The organism is Rosenbergiella gaditana, from assembly GCF_018494065.1.
Taxonomy (GTDB): domain Bacteria; phylum Pseudomonadota; class Gammaproteobacteria; order Enterobacterales; family Enterobacteriaceae; genus Rosenbergiella; species Rosenbergiella gaditana.
Genome location: NZ_JABBFR010000023.1, coordinates 1 through 14215, shown reverse-complemented (window position 1 = coordinate 14215; position 14215 = coordinate 1). Strand labels below are relative to the sequence as shown.

21 protein-coding genes are annotated in these 14215 nt (G+C 46.9%); 19 read left to right on the top strand and 2 right to left on the bottom strand.

Annotated elements, in window-relative coordinates:
* Positions 1–2: 2 nt before the first annotated feature.
* The 13 genes from HH682_RS13525 to HH682_RS13465 all read left to right on the top strand — a co-directional run bounded on the left by HH682_RS13525 (position 3) and on the right by HH682_RS13465 (position 9121).
* Positions 3–1433: a DUF1073 domain-containing protein gene (locus HH682_RS13525; RefSeq protein WP_214238064.1), complete on the top strand. Its 1431-nt coding sequence runs from the start codon at positions 3–5 to the stop codon at positions 1431–1433.
* Positions 1378–2349 carry a structural protein gene (locus tag HH682_RS13520; RefSeq protein ID WP_214238063.1) on the top strand — a complete coding sequence of 324 codons (972 nt, stop codon included), beginning with the start codon at positions 1378–1380 and terminating at the stop codon, positions 2347–2349. Before HH682_RS13525 ends, HH682_RS13520 begins: the two co-directional genes overlap by 56 nt.
* A gap of 24 nt (positions 2350–2373) precedes the next feature.
* Complete coding sequence (locus HH682_RS13515; protein ID WP_214238062.1) at positions 2374–3579, top strand: DUF2213 domain-containing protein; 1206 nt, start codon at positions 2374–2376, stop codon at positions 3577–3579.
* A 6-nt stretch (positions 3580–3585) separates the two neighbouring features.
* A complete protein-coding gene (locus HH682_RS13510) occupies positions 3586–4053 on the top strand; it encodes a hypothetical protein (protein ID WP_214238061.1) in 468 nt (155 codons plus the stop codon).
* A gap of 10 nt (positions 4054–4063) precedes the next feature.
* A complete protein-coding gene (locus HH682_RS13505; protein WP_214238060.1) occupies positions 4064–5143 on the top strand; it encodes a major capsid protein in 1080 nt (359 codons plus the stop codon).
* A gap of 2 nt (positions 5144–5145) precedes the next feature.
* Positions 5146–5520: a DUF7370 family protein gene (locus HH682_RS13500; protein WP_071430459.1), complete on the top strand. Its 375-nt coding sequence runs from the start codon at positions 5146–5148 to the stop codon at positions 5518–5520.
* A gap of 167 nt (positions 5521–5687) precedes the next feature.
* Positions 5688–6053, top strand: a complete 366-nt coding sequence (locus HH682_RS13495) for a hypothetical protein (RefSeq protein ID WP_214238059.1) — start codon at positions 5688–5690, stop codon at positions 6051–6053.
* 1 nt (position 6054) lies between these two features.
* On the top strand, positions 6055–6423 hold the full coding sequence (locus HH682_RS13490; protein WP_048913232.1) for a hypothetical protein: 369 nt from the start codon (positions 6055–6057) through the stop codon (positions 6421–6423).
* Entirely contained in the window at positions 6420–6803 is a 384-nt protein-coding gene (locus tag HH682_RS13485) for a phage tail termination protein (RefSeq protein WP_214238058.1), read from the top strand. Before HH682_RS13490 ends, HH682_RS13485 begins: the two co-directional genes overlap by 4 nt.
* A gap of 55 nt (positions 6804–6858) precedes the next feature.
* Positions 6859–7593, top strand: a complete 735-nt coding sequence (locus HH682_RS13480; protein WP_214238057.1) for an Ig-like domain-containing protein — start codon at positions 6859–6861, stop codon at positions 7591–7593.
* 52 nt (positions 7594–7645) lie between these two features.
* Positions 7646–8314 (top strand): DUF6246 family protein, encoded by a 669-nt coding sequence (locus HH682_RS13475; protein WP_214238089.1) that lies wholly within the window; start codon positions 7646–7648, stop codon positions 8312–8314.
* A 137-nt stretch (positions 8315–8451) separates the two neighbouring features.
* Positions 8452–8631, top strand: coding sequence for a hypothetical protein (locus tag HH682_RS13470; protein ID WP_048913228.1), 180 nt, complete (start codon positions 8452–8454; stop codon positions 8629–8631).
* Between the two features lie 7 nt (positions 8632–8638).
* Positions 8639–9121 carry a type II toxin-antitoxin system death-on-curing family toxin gene (locus HH682_RS13465; protein WP_048913227.1) on the top strand — a complete coding sequence of 161 codons (483 nt, stop codon included), beginning with the start codon at positions 8639–8641 and terminating at the stop codon, positions 9119–9121.
* Between the two features lie 85 nt (positions 9122–9206).
* On the opposite strand, the gene HH682_RS13460 is transcribed toward HH682_RS13465, so the two are convergent.
* Positions 9207–9566, bottom strand: a complete 360-nt coding sequence (locus HH682_RS13460) for a hypothetical protein (RefSeq protein ID WP_214238056.1) — start codon at positions 9564–9566, stop codon at positions 9207–9209.
* 22 nt (positions 9567–9588) lie between these two features.
* Between HH682_RS13460 and HH682_RS13455 the strand changes: the two genes are divergently transcribed.
* Positions 9589–9741 carry a hypothetical protein gene (locus HH682_RS13455; RefSeq protein WP_214238055.1) on the top strand — a complete coding sequence of 51 codons (153 nt, stop codon included), beginning with the start codon at positions 9589–9591 and terminating at the stop codon, positions 9739–9741.
* Positions 9742–9769: 28 nt separating this feature from the next.
* On the opposite strand, the gene HH682_RS13450 is transcribed toward HH682_RS13455, so the two are convergent.
* Entirely contained in the window at positions 9770–10555 is a 786-nt protein-coding gene (locus tag HH682_RS13450) for a LexA family protein (RefSeq protein WP_214238054.1), read from the bottom strand.
* A gap of 100 nt (positions 10556–10655) precedes the next feature.
* Here HH682_RS13450 and HH682_RS13445 point away from each other — a divergent pair, with 100 nt between their 5' ends.
* The 5 genes from HH682_RS13445 to HH682_RS13425 form a co-directional block, all read left to right on the top strand.
* The gene (locus HH682_RS13445) at positions 10656–10829 is read left to right on the top strand and encodes a hypothetical protein (protein WP_214238053.1); all 174 of its coding nucleotides are present in this window, start codon (positions 10656–10658) and stop codon (positions 10827–10829) included.
* A gap of 70 nt (positions 10830–10899) precedes the next feature.
* Positions 10900–11772, top strand: coding sequence for a phage antirepressor N-terminal domain-containing protein (locus tag HH682_RS13440; RefSeq protein WP_214238052.1), 873 nt, complete (start codon positions 10900–10902; stop codon positions 11770–11772).
* A gap of 15 nt (positions 11773–11787) precedes the next feature.
* Positions 11788–12042 carry a hypothetical protein gene (locus tag HH682_RS13435; RefSeq protein WP_214238051.1) on the top strand — a complete coding sequence of 85 codons (255 nt, stop codon included), beginning with the start codon at positions 11788–11790 and terminating at the stop codon, positions 12040–12042.
* A 103-nt stretch (positions 12043–12145) separates the two neighbouring features.
* On the top strand, positions 12146–12565 hold the full coding sequence (locus HH682_RS13430) for a hypothetical protein (RefSeq protein ID WP_214238050.1): 420 nt from the start codon (positions 12146–12148) through the stop codon (positions 12563–12565).
* Between the two features lie 64 nt (positions 12566–12629).
* A partial coding sequence (locus HH682_RS13425; RefSeq protein WP_214238049.1) for a tape measure protein occupies positions 12630–14215 on the top strand: 1586 nt, incomplete at its 3' end.

Genomic DNA, 14215 nt, shown 5'->3' with positions numbered 1-14215 from the left:
CAGTGAACGAACAAAACAAAGGCGAGGTGGGATTCCTCGTTAACGCCCTTGCTGAGTCAATCGGGCGTCAACGAATGCTGTATGCATCACAATTCAACGGTAATACTAAGCGGACTAAGCTGTGGGAAGAATTCGGTTATCCTGATAGCGTTAGTTTCGATGCGTTATACCGCGCTTACCGCCGCAACTCTGCCGCTTACGCAGGGGTCCACAAAACTCTCGACTCATGCTGGGTAGACAGGCCAACGATTATCGATGGCGGTGACGAGCAAGAAGCGGATGAAACTAACCCGTGGGAAGCAACTGCCACCAAGCTGATTAAAAAGCACTGGGCGAAGATTAAAGACGCCGACCGCCGTAATCTGGTCGGGAGATACTCTGCCTTGCTGCTGCAAATCAAAGATAATCGTGATTGGAGTCAGCCAGTTGACGTCAGCATGGTTAAGCATTTAGGCGATAAGGCACTGGTTAAACTTATTCCCGCATGGGAGTCGCAGATTAAGCCGGGTAGCTTTGACACCGATACCTGGTCAGAAACCTACGGCCAGCCGGTAAACTTCAATTTCAATGAGCAGCCTGTAGGTGATGACGGTACATACGGCGCCGTTCGGAGCATGGAGGTTCACCCTGACCGAGTGATTATCCTTGCTGAAGGTTCGGAAGATGAGAATATCCTCTCTGGCATACCGTTGAATGAGGCTGGATATAACGACCTACTGGATATCGAGAAGACGAAAGGCGGTAGTGCTGAGGGCTTCCTGAAGAACGCTAGCCGTCAATTGGGTATCAGTTTCGATTCAGAAACTAACATGGACGACATCGCTCAGTATGCGAAAAATGCAGGTTACAAGGATATTGGTGAGGCACTCAACGATAAGCTGATGAAACTAAACCGAGGAACTGATGCCGCGCTTGTTATGCAGTCAGGTACGCCATCGGTTCTATCTGTCGCACCCGCCGATCCAACACCATCATGGACAGTTTCGGCGAATAGTTACGCATCGACAATTGGATGCCCGTTCAACATCTTGTTCGGCAAGCAAACCGGTAATCTAGCATCGACTGAGGATAAAAAAGCATGGGCCGCGCACTGTAACGAGCGTCGCCAAGGATTCATGTCTGACTTGCTCGTCAATGTTATTACCCGATTCTGGAAGATTGGTCTAATAGACCCGCCGACTAATGGCGAAGTAACCGTGCAATGGTCAGACTTACTGGCTCCGGCTGACGCTGACAAGCTGGCTAATATGTCCACCATGGCCGATATCGCTCAGAAGACGCAGCAAGCCTACGGCACTCCAGCGGTTGAGCTGAATGAAGTCAGGGCATCGGGTGAACTTGAGCCGATAGCAGAGCCAAAGCCGAAAGAGGTTCCGAATGTTGACCCACTTACCGGACAACCGAATCCGAACGCCGATAATTCCCCGCAATAAGACGGACCCGACTCAGTCAGCCAAGTCAGTTAATCGGATGTTCAACGATATCGAGCATCGTTACTACCAGATTAAGGCAAGGATGAAAGAGGAGTTAGACAGGCGATTGCGGGGGCGCGATTCGGCAGTGAATGCGAAATCATATGCTGTCCATGGCGCGACAATTTATCAGGTGAACGCCAGTAGCTATATCTACGATATGACCGCAACTCAGTTAGCTGAATTGCTTCAAGTTGTGCAAACGATACTTGATGACTATTTGCTGGAAGGTAATAGCGATAATCTCTGGGCGCTATCCTATGTTGCGGATGAATATCAGAGAGGTACTCAGGCGGCCTACACGAACCTTTCTGTGCAATCAGCTACCTACGCATCACAGACAACCCTATCGTCGCTCCTAGGCTCTCCTTCTTATCAAAATCAGGTAGCGGCAGCCTACGTTAGTGCCTATAGCGATTGGAAGGGTGTCAGTGATAAAGCTAGGGCTGATTTAGCCAATGTCATTGCCGATGCGATTGGACGAGGAATTAACCCACGAGAAACTGCGGTCATCATCAGTAAGCGTCTTGATGTGAGCATGTCCAGCGCTAAGAATATCGCTCAGACAGAACAGGTAGGGGCGCTACGCGAGGCGCAGTGGAACGAAACAACCTGGTCGCGGGATAGGTTAGGGCTGAATACTGCTTTACTCCATCTTTCCGCACTCAAGCCAACGTCTCGGTCTTGGCATGTGGCGAGGCATGGACACACCTACACGCCCGAAGAGGTCAGGGAGTGGTATTCGCAGGGCGGTAACCGCTATCGATGCTACTGCTCTCAAATCCCCGTCATTCTCGATGATAAGGGCAATGTCGTTAATCAAGGCATGGTCGAGCGCTTAGCTAAAGAGCGCGGTCAATGGCTGCAAGCGGCTTAATTTCTTCATAAACGAGGACTCAGCATGTCACGCAACTGCGTAAACGTGCTGTCGGTCATTAACTCAGCTTCGAACATCTCAACCGAAACCATCAATGGACGCGATCACATTATCGTGCGCGGTATCACGCCTGTTGTAGATGACATTGTGATGAATCGGAAGCTGTACCCGGCAGCAGAAATAGCAAAGAGCTACAAAACACTAGAGCGTAATCCAATGCCTCTAGGTCACCCTAAATTAGACGGCAAACACATCTCGGCGCGAGACGTGCAGGCTGTTAACCAGTATCACGTTGGCGCGTGGCTACAGAACGTAAACCACTCAGGCGGCAAGGTTACTGGCGATATGTACGTTGACCGCCGATATGCCGAAGCCTCTGATAACGGTAAGCGACTTCTATCTCGACTAGATGATATGGCGGCAGGCAATAACTCTGAGCCGATTCATATCTCAACAGGGCTAACCTACTCGGGAATCGTTGCTAACGGCGACTCCAAAGGCAAGAAGTACGATGAAATCGCCACGAACATGGACTTTGACCATGTAGCGGTATTACTTGATGAGCCGGGAGCCGGAACGCCGAATGATGGTGTCGGTATCTTCGTCAACTCAGACGGTACCGAGCAACAAATCGAAGTCGTGAATCTTGCCGAAGCACAAACTCCTGACGAAGTAACCCCTGAATCACATTCATTTTTCCAACAGCTAAAGGCGTTTTTCAGCGCCAACAGCAAACAACCCAAAGAGGAAGTAGACCCGATGAAAGAACTCATCACTAATGCGCTGAAAGCCAAAGGCATCCCGACCGAGGGTAAGTCTGACGCTGAACTGATGGACGCATACAACAAGTCGGTAGCAGCAGATGCGACCGCGAAAGAAGAAACGCCGGAAGAGAAAGCCGCGCGTGAGAAAAAAGAGGCCGATGAAAAAGCCGCTAAAGATAAGCCAGCAACCACGGCAGCTAATGCTGAAGAGGTTCCAGCGTGGGCGAAGCTACTGACTGAAGAAGTTAAATCGCTAAAGGTTCAAGTCAACTCTGGGCAAGAAGCAGAGAAAGCAACGATGCGCTCAGCAGTAAAAGCGAAGTTCGGCATGACTGATATCGCAGTCAATGCGCTTGAAGGTGAGCCGCTTAAAGAGCTTTACGCACAGTGCGCCACTTCACATGGCCTGAGTGGTGCTTTTAACCACTTAACCGAAACCAAATCAATCTCAGAAATGCCGGAGTAATGACAAATGGCTAAAGACGGTAAACACGTAATTCACGCAGGCGGGATTTTCCCTAACCCGCTAATTCATCGCGAAGGTTCTGCAGCGGCTGTTGTCCTGCCCGGCACGGTCGGTTACTTCGATGCTGGCAAGTTCACAGCATCGGCAACTGGTGCTGAGTCATCAATCCTCTACGTTGCCAATATGGATTATCTGCGCTGCAAAGGCGTAGACGACACCATTGAGGCGGGTGAGTTGGTTGTTGGCATTCAACCGCTACAAGGCTTGTTCCTGAATGTCCGGGCTGCTGCCGGCACTTACACCAAAGGTCAGCCGGTCGCAGTGGCTAATGGTCAGATTAAGGCAGCTTCGGCTGGCACTCCTGCAAACGGTGAAACGCCAGCGGTAGCGGGTGACGTTGTATTCGCATACGTCGAAGAAGACACAGCATTGACTGCGCAAGCGGGAGATCTGGTTCGCGTAGTATTCAAATAAGGATAACTGAATGTTTGTATTCTCGAAGTCCATTGGTGAAAAGACCAATAACCTAGCTGTAAACAGCTACCAGTTCGCGCAACTGGCACAAGAGCGCCAAGCGGCAATGAACCACCAAGGCGTCAACGTCATGGAAGAAATTGCCAGCCGCGTTAACATCGCTTCAAAGTTGAATGGTATCAACGCTGTTCGCTCTCCGTTAGACCTGTACAAGACGTTTGATCAGACCGTGTTGTCGCAATTCACCAATCAGGACGAGTTCACCCTGCTGAATGACCTGACTCCGCTATCTCGCTCAGTGCGTATCAATACCACTGTGTACGAGTATGCTAAATCAGGCGGTAAAATGTGGGGTCACACTTCTATGTCCGGCCAAATTGGTGCAGCGCTAGATTCGGTTGCCTACGAATACGACGGTACGATGGTACCAGTGCATGATACTGGTTTTAAGTTCGACTGGCGTGATGCTCGTTTGAATAACCCTGATGCGTTTGATGTTATCTCTGACGCTCAAGCGGAATCTACCGCGCAAATCCGCCGTACCTACGCAGATTACATCTTCAATGGCTTCCGTGATGCTGAAGGTAACTTCGTGCAGTTCGACGGTAAAACTTGGAAGGGTGTTAAAGCCGATGAGCGCGTGGGTCAGGTCACTCTGACGACTAACCTTGCAACCTCTAACGACCCGAAAGCCATTCGCAAACAAGCCATTGCTCTGCGTGATGCGGTTCGAGTGACTAACTTGCAGTACGGCGACCAGACTTGGTACACCTCACAAGAAGTTATGTCCAACTTGGAGCAATATTTCAGCGACAACTACGCAGCGCCAACGCTGTATGAAGAGTTACTGAAACTCACTGGCATTGCTGCGATTAAGGTTGATGCTCAGCTAACCGGTAACCAAGTGCTGATTGTTCCGCTACGGTCTGGAGTTATTGCACCGATTGTTGGGCAGGCGTTCGGTACTGTTGCTGACCCGCGTCCGTTCTACAACAGCGATTATGTATGGCGCACTTGGGGCGCGGCTGGCCTGATGGTTAAGACTGACATCCAAGGTCGCTTCTCAGTCATCTTCGCAACAGGTAAATAATCATGGCAGCCCAAATCACGCTTGAAGACGTAAAACCGATGATGGCTGAATTGGGCTTCACGGTTACTGACTCGCTGCTCACCTTGCTACTCTCGCAGGTGAGTGGTGTGTCGGCATGTATGGACGGGGCTGGATACTCAGAGGACTTACAAAAGTTACTGCTTATCTACGCTGTATTGCGTCTCGCGGCCCTGTCCGGTGCGCGGAAAATATCGTCACAGTCTGCGCCTTCCGGTGCTTCACGGTCTTTCACCTATGATTCAGCGGGTACAGATTACTTACTCAAGCAGATTAGAGCGTGGGACAGTAACGGGTGCCTGTCTGGTCTGCCACTATCGAGTAATTCGGTAGGGTTCTTTGATGTGGTCGGGGGCTAGATGGAGTGGATTAACGTTACTGAAAAGCTTCCTAAGCCACTTTCGAGGGTATGGGTCGAGACTGATTCAGGAAGAAAGACGACCGCTTACCTAAAGTCTGATGGACAGTGTTTCCTATTCTGTCGAAAGATAGCTGATACCAACCCAGTGATTGTAAGGTGGCGAAATTGAGTTCTGTAGCTAACTGGTCATATACCGCCTCTTGCACCATCTGGCGGAAGAAGGTAGGTGAAGACGGTAGCACTATGGATGAATACGGCCAGCCACTCGGGTTTACGGCGCCTGAAATTATCATGTGCGATTACCAAGGCGGACTATCAGCAAAGATAGGTGATATCGGCACAGAGCAGGTGGTTAAAAATACTTTCTGGTCTGAGTTCGATAAAGCCGAGAAGGGCGATTACATTCTCATCGGCGAATCCACTGAAGCTGACCCTCTAACCGCTGGCGCTGATGAAATCATGCAGATAATCCGTTATGCCGACACCTTTGAACGGCTCGCGGATGATTTTGCGATTCTGACGGGGGTATAGCATGGGCGTGAAAGTGAAAGGTATTAGCGCGGCCAAGCGTAATCTCGATGCCATTATCGATAATGTTCAAGGTCGAAAGGTAGTCAGGGCGTTGCAAAGTGCAATGATTATCGGGTCCTCTCAGGCTGCTATCTATACGCCAATCGACACATCAACCCTTCTCAATAGCCAATATCGTGAGCTGTCGGTAAACGGTACCAGAGTGACTGGCCGAGTCGGTTACTCAGCCAACTACGCCGTGTATGTTCATGACCCGAATGTACCGCAGACCTTCCGTAGAGCGACTGCTGAGAAAGAGTTCTTAACGAAAGGCTTCGCTGATACCAAAGAGCAGATTGAGGCTGCGATAGCGCGGGAGATGTCACTATGAATCCTCCAATGTATAAGCGGGTTAGGGATGTGGTTTCTGAAGCTGGTCTGACGACCGGCTACATCATTCAGTCGCTCATCTGGTCTGATACAGGAAAAATCACCGACCGGTTCATCGTGTTCCGCCCTAATGGTGGGAGTGATATTGACCGAGATATTGGCGGGGAGTACCACACATTGGTAGACATCATTTCTGGCAAGGGTGAGGCTGAAAAATCAGAGCAGACGATGTTATCAATCATCGACTTCGTTCAGCAAAACCCGCTAATCAGTAACTGTCTTGGGCAAATCACCAATATGGGTGGTATTCCTCCTCCTGTTATGACAGCCGAAGGTCGTATTGTGTGGCGATTACAGTTCGCCTGTCTTTACGGTGAATGAGAAACAAATTATCAGGTCGCATTAGCGGCCTTTTTTATTTTATACGAGGTGATAAATGGAAGGCTGTAAAGGTTCTTCAAGCCAGCTTATTGGCCGCGCTAAAACGCTAGAATTGGCTTATGGGTGTGCTGACACACAGCCGCAGGAGTCAGATTGGAAACTTCTGGGGCTACCGACGTCAGCGACATGGGATGCAAACCCTAACTCCCTTAACTCAGATGCAGATGATGGTGGCCTAACGGTAACCATGATTTCAAATGCTGACCCTACTTACTCAATTGACCTCGAAGTGAGGCAAAACGACCGTAGCGACGAGTTTGGCATCCAGCAGTATGTGAAATACTTCTTCGATGAAATCATGGCTCGCCGTCAACCAACGGTATGGATGCGCTTTCATTGGGGCGACTACTACCATATCGGCTACATGAACACTACTGGTCTGAATGATGGTGGAGGCGTAAAAGATATTGTCACTGCTAGCCTAGAGTTGAAGCTTGCTGATGGTCAATCGTTCCAGATTGTGAAGGTTGATAAGTCAGTAACAGGCGTTGTAGTTAGCCCTACATCGGCAAATGTTGCTGCTGGCGCTAAGAAGCAACTATCGACCCTTATCGTACCATCTGACGCATCTAACACTGACGTAACCTGGACATCTTCGGATGCGACTATCGCAACCGTTGATGATAAAGGCCTCGTGACAGGTGTTAAAGCAGGTAACGTAACCATCACGGCTACTACTGCTGATGGTGGCAAAACCGCTACCAGTGCAATTACGGTTACAGCAGCGTAACCAATCCAAAGGGCGATTCCGATTGCCCTTGATATTGATTATGAGGCTATTAATGACCCCGATAAAAGAAATAGGCGAGTGCGTAATCTCTGTTGGCAACGATGATTACCTGTTTAGGCCATCGTTCATCAATATGACGAAGATAGGAAGCCCACAAGAGATAGTTCAGAAGGTTGCTGATTTACACAATACAGAGGTTCAAGAACTGATTGCGGGTATGTGGTCGGCAACAGGTAGTCTTCCTGATTGGTTCATGAAGTACCTGAACAATTCCAATCCAGCTAGGCGAGCATTTAGCGCGGCAATTGACGTGCTACAAGCGTGTTGTGAATCTGACTTATCGCCGCTGATTGGTGACATTGTACCTAGCAAGACAGGCAAGCGAGCTTTCGTCTGGAAGCAGGGCAAGATGGCATTGCAGGATATGCTACTGATAGCATCATCGCTGATTACTCACGGAGTTATCGGTAAGGCCAAGGTAAGGCAGTTACAGCGCAATGAGTCTAAAGGCACTACGTCAGAGTTCAAAGCCGTCGATTATATCAATGCAGCCCGTAACCATTTTTCAATGAGTCGGACTGAAGCTGAAAACCTCACGATGACCGAGTTTATCCTGATGCTTAACCAGAAATACCCCGAGCAGAAAGGCTTTACCCGCGAGGAATACGACCAAGTTATTGACGATTACTTTGCGATGAAGGAGAAGCGGTTGCAGGGCTAATCATTAGTAAACTGAAGTCCACTGGCGTCCACTGACGTCCACGAAATAACTCGAAGTAACTTGATAAAACCTTGGTTGTGGTATTAAACTGGTATCAGTTTGACAGTAGTGTCAAACATATCGGAGAGGTACACATCATGAGTCACGCACAGAGAAAGGAAGATCGCCTTTATATTCCACCTCGTGACAAAAGCAATATTGCACGACCAAAGGCGGCAATAGGCGATAACATTTCACATTCAGACCAAGTTAAAAACGCATTCGGATTCGGCTTTGCTCGTTATGAGAAGGCGATGGAAGAGTTATCTAAGGTCTAAACTGTAAATGGCTGAGATTGTAGAAGGGGTTCATTATCTGTCTGTAGACGACATAATCTACATCAACAAAGCACTGATTGAGTCACAAACTCCCAATGAGCCAATCGGTGTTTTAAACCCAAATAATCTCAGCTCCTCTCAATCTAGGCCAAGTACCGTAAGATACTACGAGCAAACGGACGATATATTTCGTCTAACTGCATCCCTTATTGAAAGCCTTATCCAGAATCATCCATTTGCTAATGCTAATAAACGCACCGCTATGATGGCGGGTGTTATATTCATGCTGCTTAACGGTTATGAGCTGACCGCGCCAGAGCATGAAGTTGTCACCATAGCAGAAGGGCTGGCGAGGAAGGAGTATTGTGCTGAGGATTTAGAGAGTTGGCTGGCGCACTGGGGTAGGGATTACGATTCCAGAAAGCTTTGCAAAACGCACGAGCCACCAATATGCCAGATGCTGACCTTTGTTAAGGTCACTATCGAATAATCAAGCCACCTACGGGTGGCTTTTTCTTTGGCTAAGTTAATCTGCCAGTCAGCCTAACTGACTAACAAAACCGCTTAACTGCGGATTAATCGCTTTCAATAACCTCAATTGATGTTGCGCCTTCAATTAATTTAGTTATTGCACTGTCACTTAATCCAGAAGCAATGATTTTCTTTTCTGGCGTAATAATGGTCACTTTCTTATGAGAGTGCCTTTGGGTAAAGGCCCATATTGCATACCCAACACATCCCCAAAACGGATTTGAATCAATCAGAGCTATAGTGATTTCTGTCAAATCCGACCCTGAGTTAACGGTGAACTGCCTGCCGGATGGGTTTTTAATGCTTTCAACTGGAGAAGGACTTATGCCATTTTCAAGAAGTGCTGCACAAAAAGCTGCTGTAATTTCAGACGGTAAAAACACTTTCAAAGGAGGGTTGTTCATCACAATATCCCATAATGGATTTATGTCTCGGTTAGATACGTTTTTCACTTTCCTGTTTTCGGGTATCTATGCGCTGGCATGCAAAAGCACGACAATTTGCTTTTACGATGTAGACGCTAAAGAGGCGTTACAGAAAATGGATAAACAACCTATCAGTAAAGATGAGGAAGAGTAATCCTGACATTTGATCAGTAATAGCCCGGTTACTCGGGCTTTTTGTTATCTTTCCTATATTGTGAGAGAAGTGCCCCAGCATCATGAGCTTTGGACATCAATTCCTCTAATTGCTCGATTCTTTTCTCAATGTCACTTTTTTGTCTAATGGCCTGGTATTCGACGTGATTATTAGACCGAATGTACACTTGAGAGTGGACTGCTTTACCAATAACTATTGTATCTGCACCACAAGCAACCAGAGGCCATGAATGATTAAGCGCCTTTAAGTAGTGCTTGCCTTGGTCTATTACAAGTTGCTTGAAAGTCGATTCATTCGAATCTCCTAAGGAAAATAGGCCAAAATCTCCATGTTTGATTTCGTGATTGGGATCAATGGTGACAATGGTGCCATCTGGAAAGCTAATGGGGCCGTTGCTAGTCATGGAATCACCTTGAACTATTATTGCAAATGCATTTTCGCCAGAACCTTCTGGGCAAGGAATAAAATCTATCGCTGACGAGTCAGACCCGCTCTCATTGAACGCATGTGTTTGCACGCTTGTATAAATAGGGATTAACGGGACAGTAATAGTCTTTTTAACATTTCTTACATTTGGGCCAATACCTGAGCCAGTAGCTAACCATTCTGATGTTGTTCCTAAAGCAGCCGCAAGGTTGTGTAGAACTTTATCTCTAGGTTTCGAGTCTCCAGCTTCATAAGCTGCAATCTGTCTGCGCACGATACCGACCATATCAGCTAACTGCGCTTGCGTTAAGTTGAGGGCAACTCTAGCTATTGCCACTCTGTTACAAAATGAGTCGTCGATGTTCATATGTGAATTTTAAAACTTCCCATTGACACAATAGAATGTGTGATTAATAATCTCACCACACCGATGATGGTGTGAATAATCAAAATGCATGAGGTGAATAATGGAACAGAAGAAAAAAGATATCAAGCCTATGGCGTACCGCATGACTCCAGAAGTTAAGGCATTTGTTGATAGTAATGCCAAAAAAACCTTTCGGTCAGCCCAAGGCATGATGGATTACCTGATTTCTAAAGTTATGGAGATGGAGAAGAAGGGTGAGTTTATTATTCAGTAAAAATAGTGAAGCCCAACGGTGGCTAGACCGTCAGGCTTCTAATTTGTCAGCAACTACTAAGGAACCAACAATGAACAGTTTACCAATTGCAGATCATACAATCAACGTACCTTTTCACGGCGCAAGCCTTTATGTAGTAACGTATGGCGGCGAAGCATACACTCCAATGAGGCCCATAATTGACGGTATGGGAATGGACTGGGCGTCCCAGTTCACCAAGTTAAAACAACGGTTTAAATCAACCGTTGTGGAAATCACAATGGTAGCCGCGGACGGAAAATCACGAGCAATGACCTGCTTAGCATTGCGAAAGCTTAATGGTTGGCTACAAACAATCAGCCCAAACAAGGTCAAGGCAGAAATTCGTGACAAGGTTATCCAATATCAAGAAGAGTGTGATGATGTGCTTTATGAGTATTGGACTAAAGGTGAAGTCAAGAATCCACGCGCCATTCGTAAAAGTACTACAGAAGAAAGAACACCTCTTCGCGATGCAGTGAATATGTTAGTGAGCAAAAAGCACCTAATGTATCCAGAGGCATACGCTCTTGTTCATCAGCGTTTTCAAGTAACAAGCTTTGAGCAATTAACACCTGAGCAAATCGAACCTGCTATCGAATACGTACACAGTATTATTCTGGAAGGTGAATTGCTATCGAGAGACGATAGACAAATGACACTGCCTCTAGCCTATCCTATGTCTTTTTACGATCAGTATCGTCATGTGATTAAGCCAACCGAACTAAAGGCGCCGTGGACATATGCTGCAAAACACTTAATACCTAACGGTGATAACCCCAATCCACTAGGGAAAATACTTACCCAGTTGAAAGACTTCGGATATGAGATTGAGGCTGCTCGATTCCAGTTACTGTCATTACAGCACCATATCGAGATCATGCAGCATAAGTTTGAATCAATAGAACGCGCAGTGATGCGATAAAAGAAGGGTTATCAAATGTCATTAGTAGTAATAGGTGAGCAAAAAATAGCAGGATTTAAGTTTAACGTTGATAAAGATGTATTGGCTGTAACTTTATCTTCTATTCTGACAGAGGGTGATGATGGAGAGGATGAGTACCATTATTCTGTGATCGTTAAGGACAAGGAGGATAATCCAGTAATGAAAGAAATTCACTCCGATTTCCAAGTTGCTTGCGATGTTTACGACAGATTATCGATTCTGGTCGGACAGGATATTATTCACAAATAGCACCTTCTCAATTAATCAACCCGCTTAACTGCGGGTTTCTTGCTTCCCTTTGCACTTAATTAACATTAGGATTGCTCTTAACTTTACTAATGGGGATTGGGATGTGAGGAAGATTGAAATACCCGGAGAGCCGAAGGACTACTATGTGGGTCTCAGAAATGATAGTGGTATCATTGAATATAGCGCCCTGAGAGGAAAAATAAGGCAGCTAGTCATCAATCATCAGTTAGCGATAAGTAAAATTATCGATGACGGGGGCAATCCACATACAGGCATCCTCGAAATTAACGATGAGATAAGTGGTTTTTTCTCTCACGAACCAATTGGTGCGCAGGTTGCTTTTCAAGAAACATTTTCCCAAGAGTTGGGCGCTTATGCTGCATCGAAAAATGAAGAAGCTGCTAATTTAATTTCGAAAACAACAAAAGAAGAGCATCAAAAGGCAACGAACTCATTCGCAATAGCTTCATGGTCAATTGCTATCATTTTTTTTCTAGTCGTTATGGCAATTATAAACCACTAAGAAGCCACTATTAACCATCTAGACCTCGCCTCGGCGGGGTTTTTTTATGCCCGAGGAAAATCAAATGGCAGCGACTAATGCAGGAAGTATCTATTACGATGTAGAAATGGATATCAAGGGGTTACTGAGTGCTCAGCAGCAAGTTAATGCTCGACTTGATAGCATGGAACGAGGATTTAACAGCACATCTAAAGCTGTTGAAGGTACAGAGCGCTCTTTCTCTTCGCTGACGAAAATCAGCGTGGCCCTATCTGCAGCGATGTCGGTTAAGCAAATTACTGAGTATGCAACTGCTTGGGTAGACGTTAACAATAAACTCGCTAACGCAGTAAAGACCAACGAGTCACTAGCTGAAGTGACCAGCCGGGTTTTCGACATCGCACAATCCACAAAGAGCGATCTGCAATCAACCGCTGCATTGTATGGAACATTAGAGCGCTCAACTCGCAGCCTCGGGCTTAGTTCCAATGACTTATCATCGGTTATCAAAACAGTTAACGAAGGCTTGGTGCTATCTGGTGCAACGACTCAAGAGGCGGCTGGCGCAACGTTGCAACTCTCTCAGGCTTTAGCGTCAGGCGCACTTCGTGGCGATGAATTCAACTCGGTATCGGAGAATGGTAGTCGATTAGCTCAGGCTCTGGCTGACTCATTGGGCGTTAACATCGGGCAGCTCAAGGTCATGGCTGGGCAAGGTAAGTTAACCTCAGATGTCGTGATTAATGGGTTCCTTAGCCAAGGTGCTACGATTGCACAGGAATTTAATAACCATACAACTACGCTAGCGCAATCACTGCAGATCGCCGGAAATAACCTGACCAAGTTCTTTGGCGAGAATACCACGGTAAATACCTTCCTTAATGCAGCGGGGAGTGGAATAGTCACGCTGTCTGAGCACATAAGTGGCTTATCTTTAGGTGTCAGTGCATTGGCTGTTGTAATGGGGAGTAGATATGTTGCGTCATTAACTATGGCAGCATCAGCAGCAATAAAGAACACTCTTGCTACAATCGAGCAATCTAAGGCCAGTGCATCAGCAGCGCAAACAGCAGTGTTAAGGGCACAGCTTGAAGAGAGGTCAGCTATTGCTCTTAGGGACTCTGCCTTTAGAGAAGTAGCTCTGGCAACAGCACAAGTTCAGTCTGCGGTAACTGCTAATGAGGCTACTGTAGCGCAAGCTAGATTATCATCTGCAAGGATGGTAGCCGTAGATGCAGCAGTAGCTGCTAAATCAGCAACAAACGCACTTACTGTAGCTCAGGAGGCATCCTCAGTGGCATCTCTGGCTTCCACTAACGCCATATACGCACTTGGAAAAGGAGCGTTAGGATTAATTGGTGGCCCTGTCGGCTTTGCAACGCTTGCTGCCACAGCTTTATTTATGTGGCATGAGAACGCCGTGCAAGCAAAAAAGTCAGCAAATGAGCTAGCTGACTCAGTTGGTAATCTTGTCGTTCAATTTAAAAGCATGAGTGATGTTCAGCTAGGTTCAGAAATAGCGAAACTAAGCCAGAATATCCCATCACTGACAAGTCAAGTTGATGATATGCAGGATGCATACAATAATGCCACCGGTAATGACTCCAATTTATTGATAGTGCTTTATCGTGAGGTAGTACCCGATGACCTTATCATGCAACTCCACCGACT

What these genes read in the sequence shown, in the direction of transcription:
- HH682_RS13515 (WP_214238062.1), top strand. Translation starts at nt 2,374, where the DNA reads ATGTCACGCAACTGCGTAAACGTGCTGTCGGTCATTAACTCAGCTTCG.
- HH682_RS13475 (WP_214238089.1), top strand. Translation starts at nt 7,646, where the DNA reads ATGACCCCGATAAAAGAAATAGGCGAGTGCGTAATCTCTGTTGGCAAC.
- HH682_RS13470 (WP_048913228.1), top strand. Translation starts at nt 8,452, where the DNA reads ATGAGTCACGCACAGAGAAAGGAAGATCGCCTTTATATTCCACCTCGT.
- HH682_RS13450 (WP_214238054.1), bottom strand. Translation starts at nt 10,555, where the DNA reads ATGAACATCGACGACTCATTTTGTAACAGAGTGGCAATAGCTAGAGTT.
- HH682_RS13460 (WP_214238056.1), bottom strand. Translation starts at nt 9,566, where the DNA reads ATGAACAACCCTCCTTTGAAAGTGTTTTTACCGTCTGAAATTACAGCA.
- HH682_RS13445 (WP_214238053.1), top strand. Translation starts at nt 10,656, where the DNA reads ATGGAACAGAAGAAAAAAGATATCAAGCCTATGGCGTACCGCATGACT.
- HH682_RS13440 (WP_214238052.1), top strand. Translation starts at nt 10,900, where the DNA reads ATGAACAGTTTACCAATTGCAGATCATACAATCAACGTACCTTTTCAC.
- HH682_RS13485 (WP_214238058.1), top strand. Translation starts at nt 6,420, where the DNA reads ATGAATCCTCCAATGTATAAGCGGGTTAGGGATGTGGTTTCTGAAGCT.
- HH682_RS13465 (WP_048913227.1), top strand. Translation starts at nt 8,639, where the DNA reads ATGGCTGAGATTGTAGAAGGGGTTCATTATCTGTCTGTAGACGACATA.
- HH682_RS13455 (WP_214238055.1), top strand. Translation starts at nt 9,589, where the DNA reads ATGTCTCGGTTAGATACGTTTTTCACTTTCCTGTTTTCGGGTATCTAT.
- HH682_RS13435 (WP_214238051.1), top strand. Translation starts at nt 11,788, where the DNA reads ATGTCATTAGTAGTAATAGGTGAGCAAAAAATAGCAGGATTTAAGTTT.
- HH682_RS13510 (WP_214238061.1), top strand. Translation starts at nt 3,586, where the DNA reads ATGGCTAAAGACGGTAAACACGTAATTCACGCAGGCGGGATTTTCCCT.
- HH682_RS13520 (WP_214238063.1), top strand. Translation starts at nt 1,378, where the DNA reads ATGTTGACCCACTTACCGGACAACCGAATCCGAACGCCGATAATTCCC.
- HH682_RS13500 (WP_071430459.1), top strand. Translation starts at nt 5,146, where the DNA reads ATGGCAGCCCAAATCACGCTTGAAGACGTAAAACCGATGATGGCTGAA.
- HH682_RS13480 (WP_214238057.1), top strand. Translation starts at nt 6,859, where the DNA reads ATGGAAGGCTGTAAAGGTTCTTCAAGCCAGCTTATTGGCCGCGCTAAA.
- HH682_RS13505 (WP_214238060.1), top strand. Translation starts at nt 4,064, where the DNA reads ATGTTTGTATTCTCGAAGTCCATTGGTGAAAAGACCAATAACCTAGCT.
- HH682_RS13490 (WP_048913232.1), top strand. Translation starts at nt 6,055, where the DNA reads ATGGGCGTGAAAGTGAAAGGTATTAGCGCGGCCAAGCGTAATCTCGAT.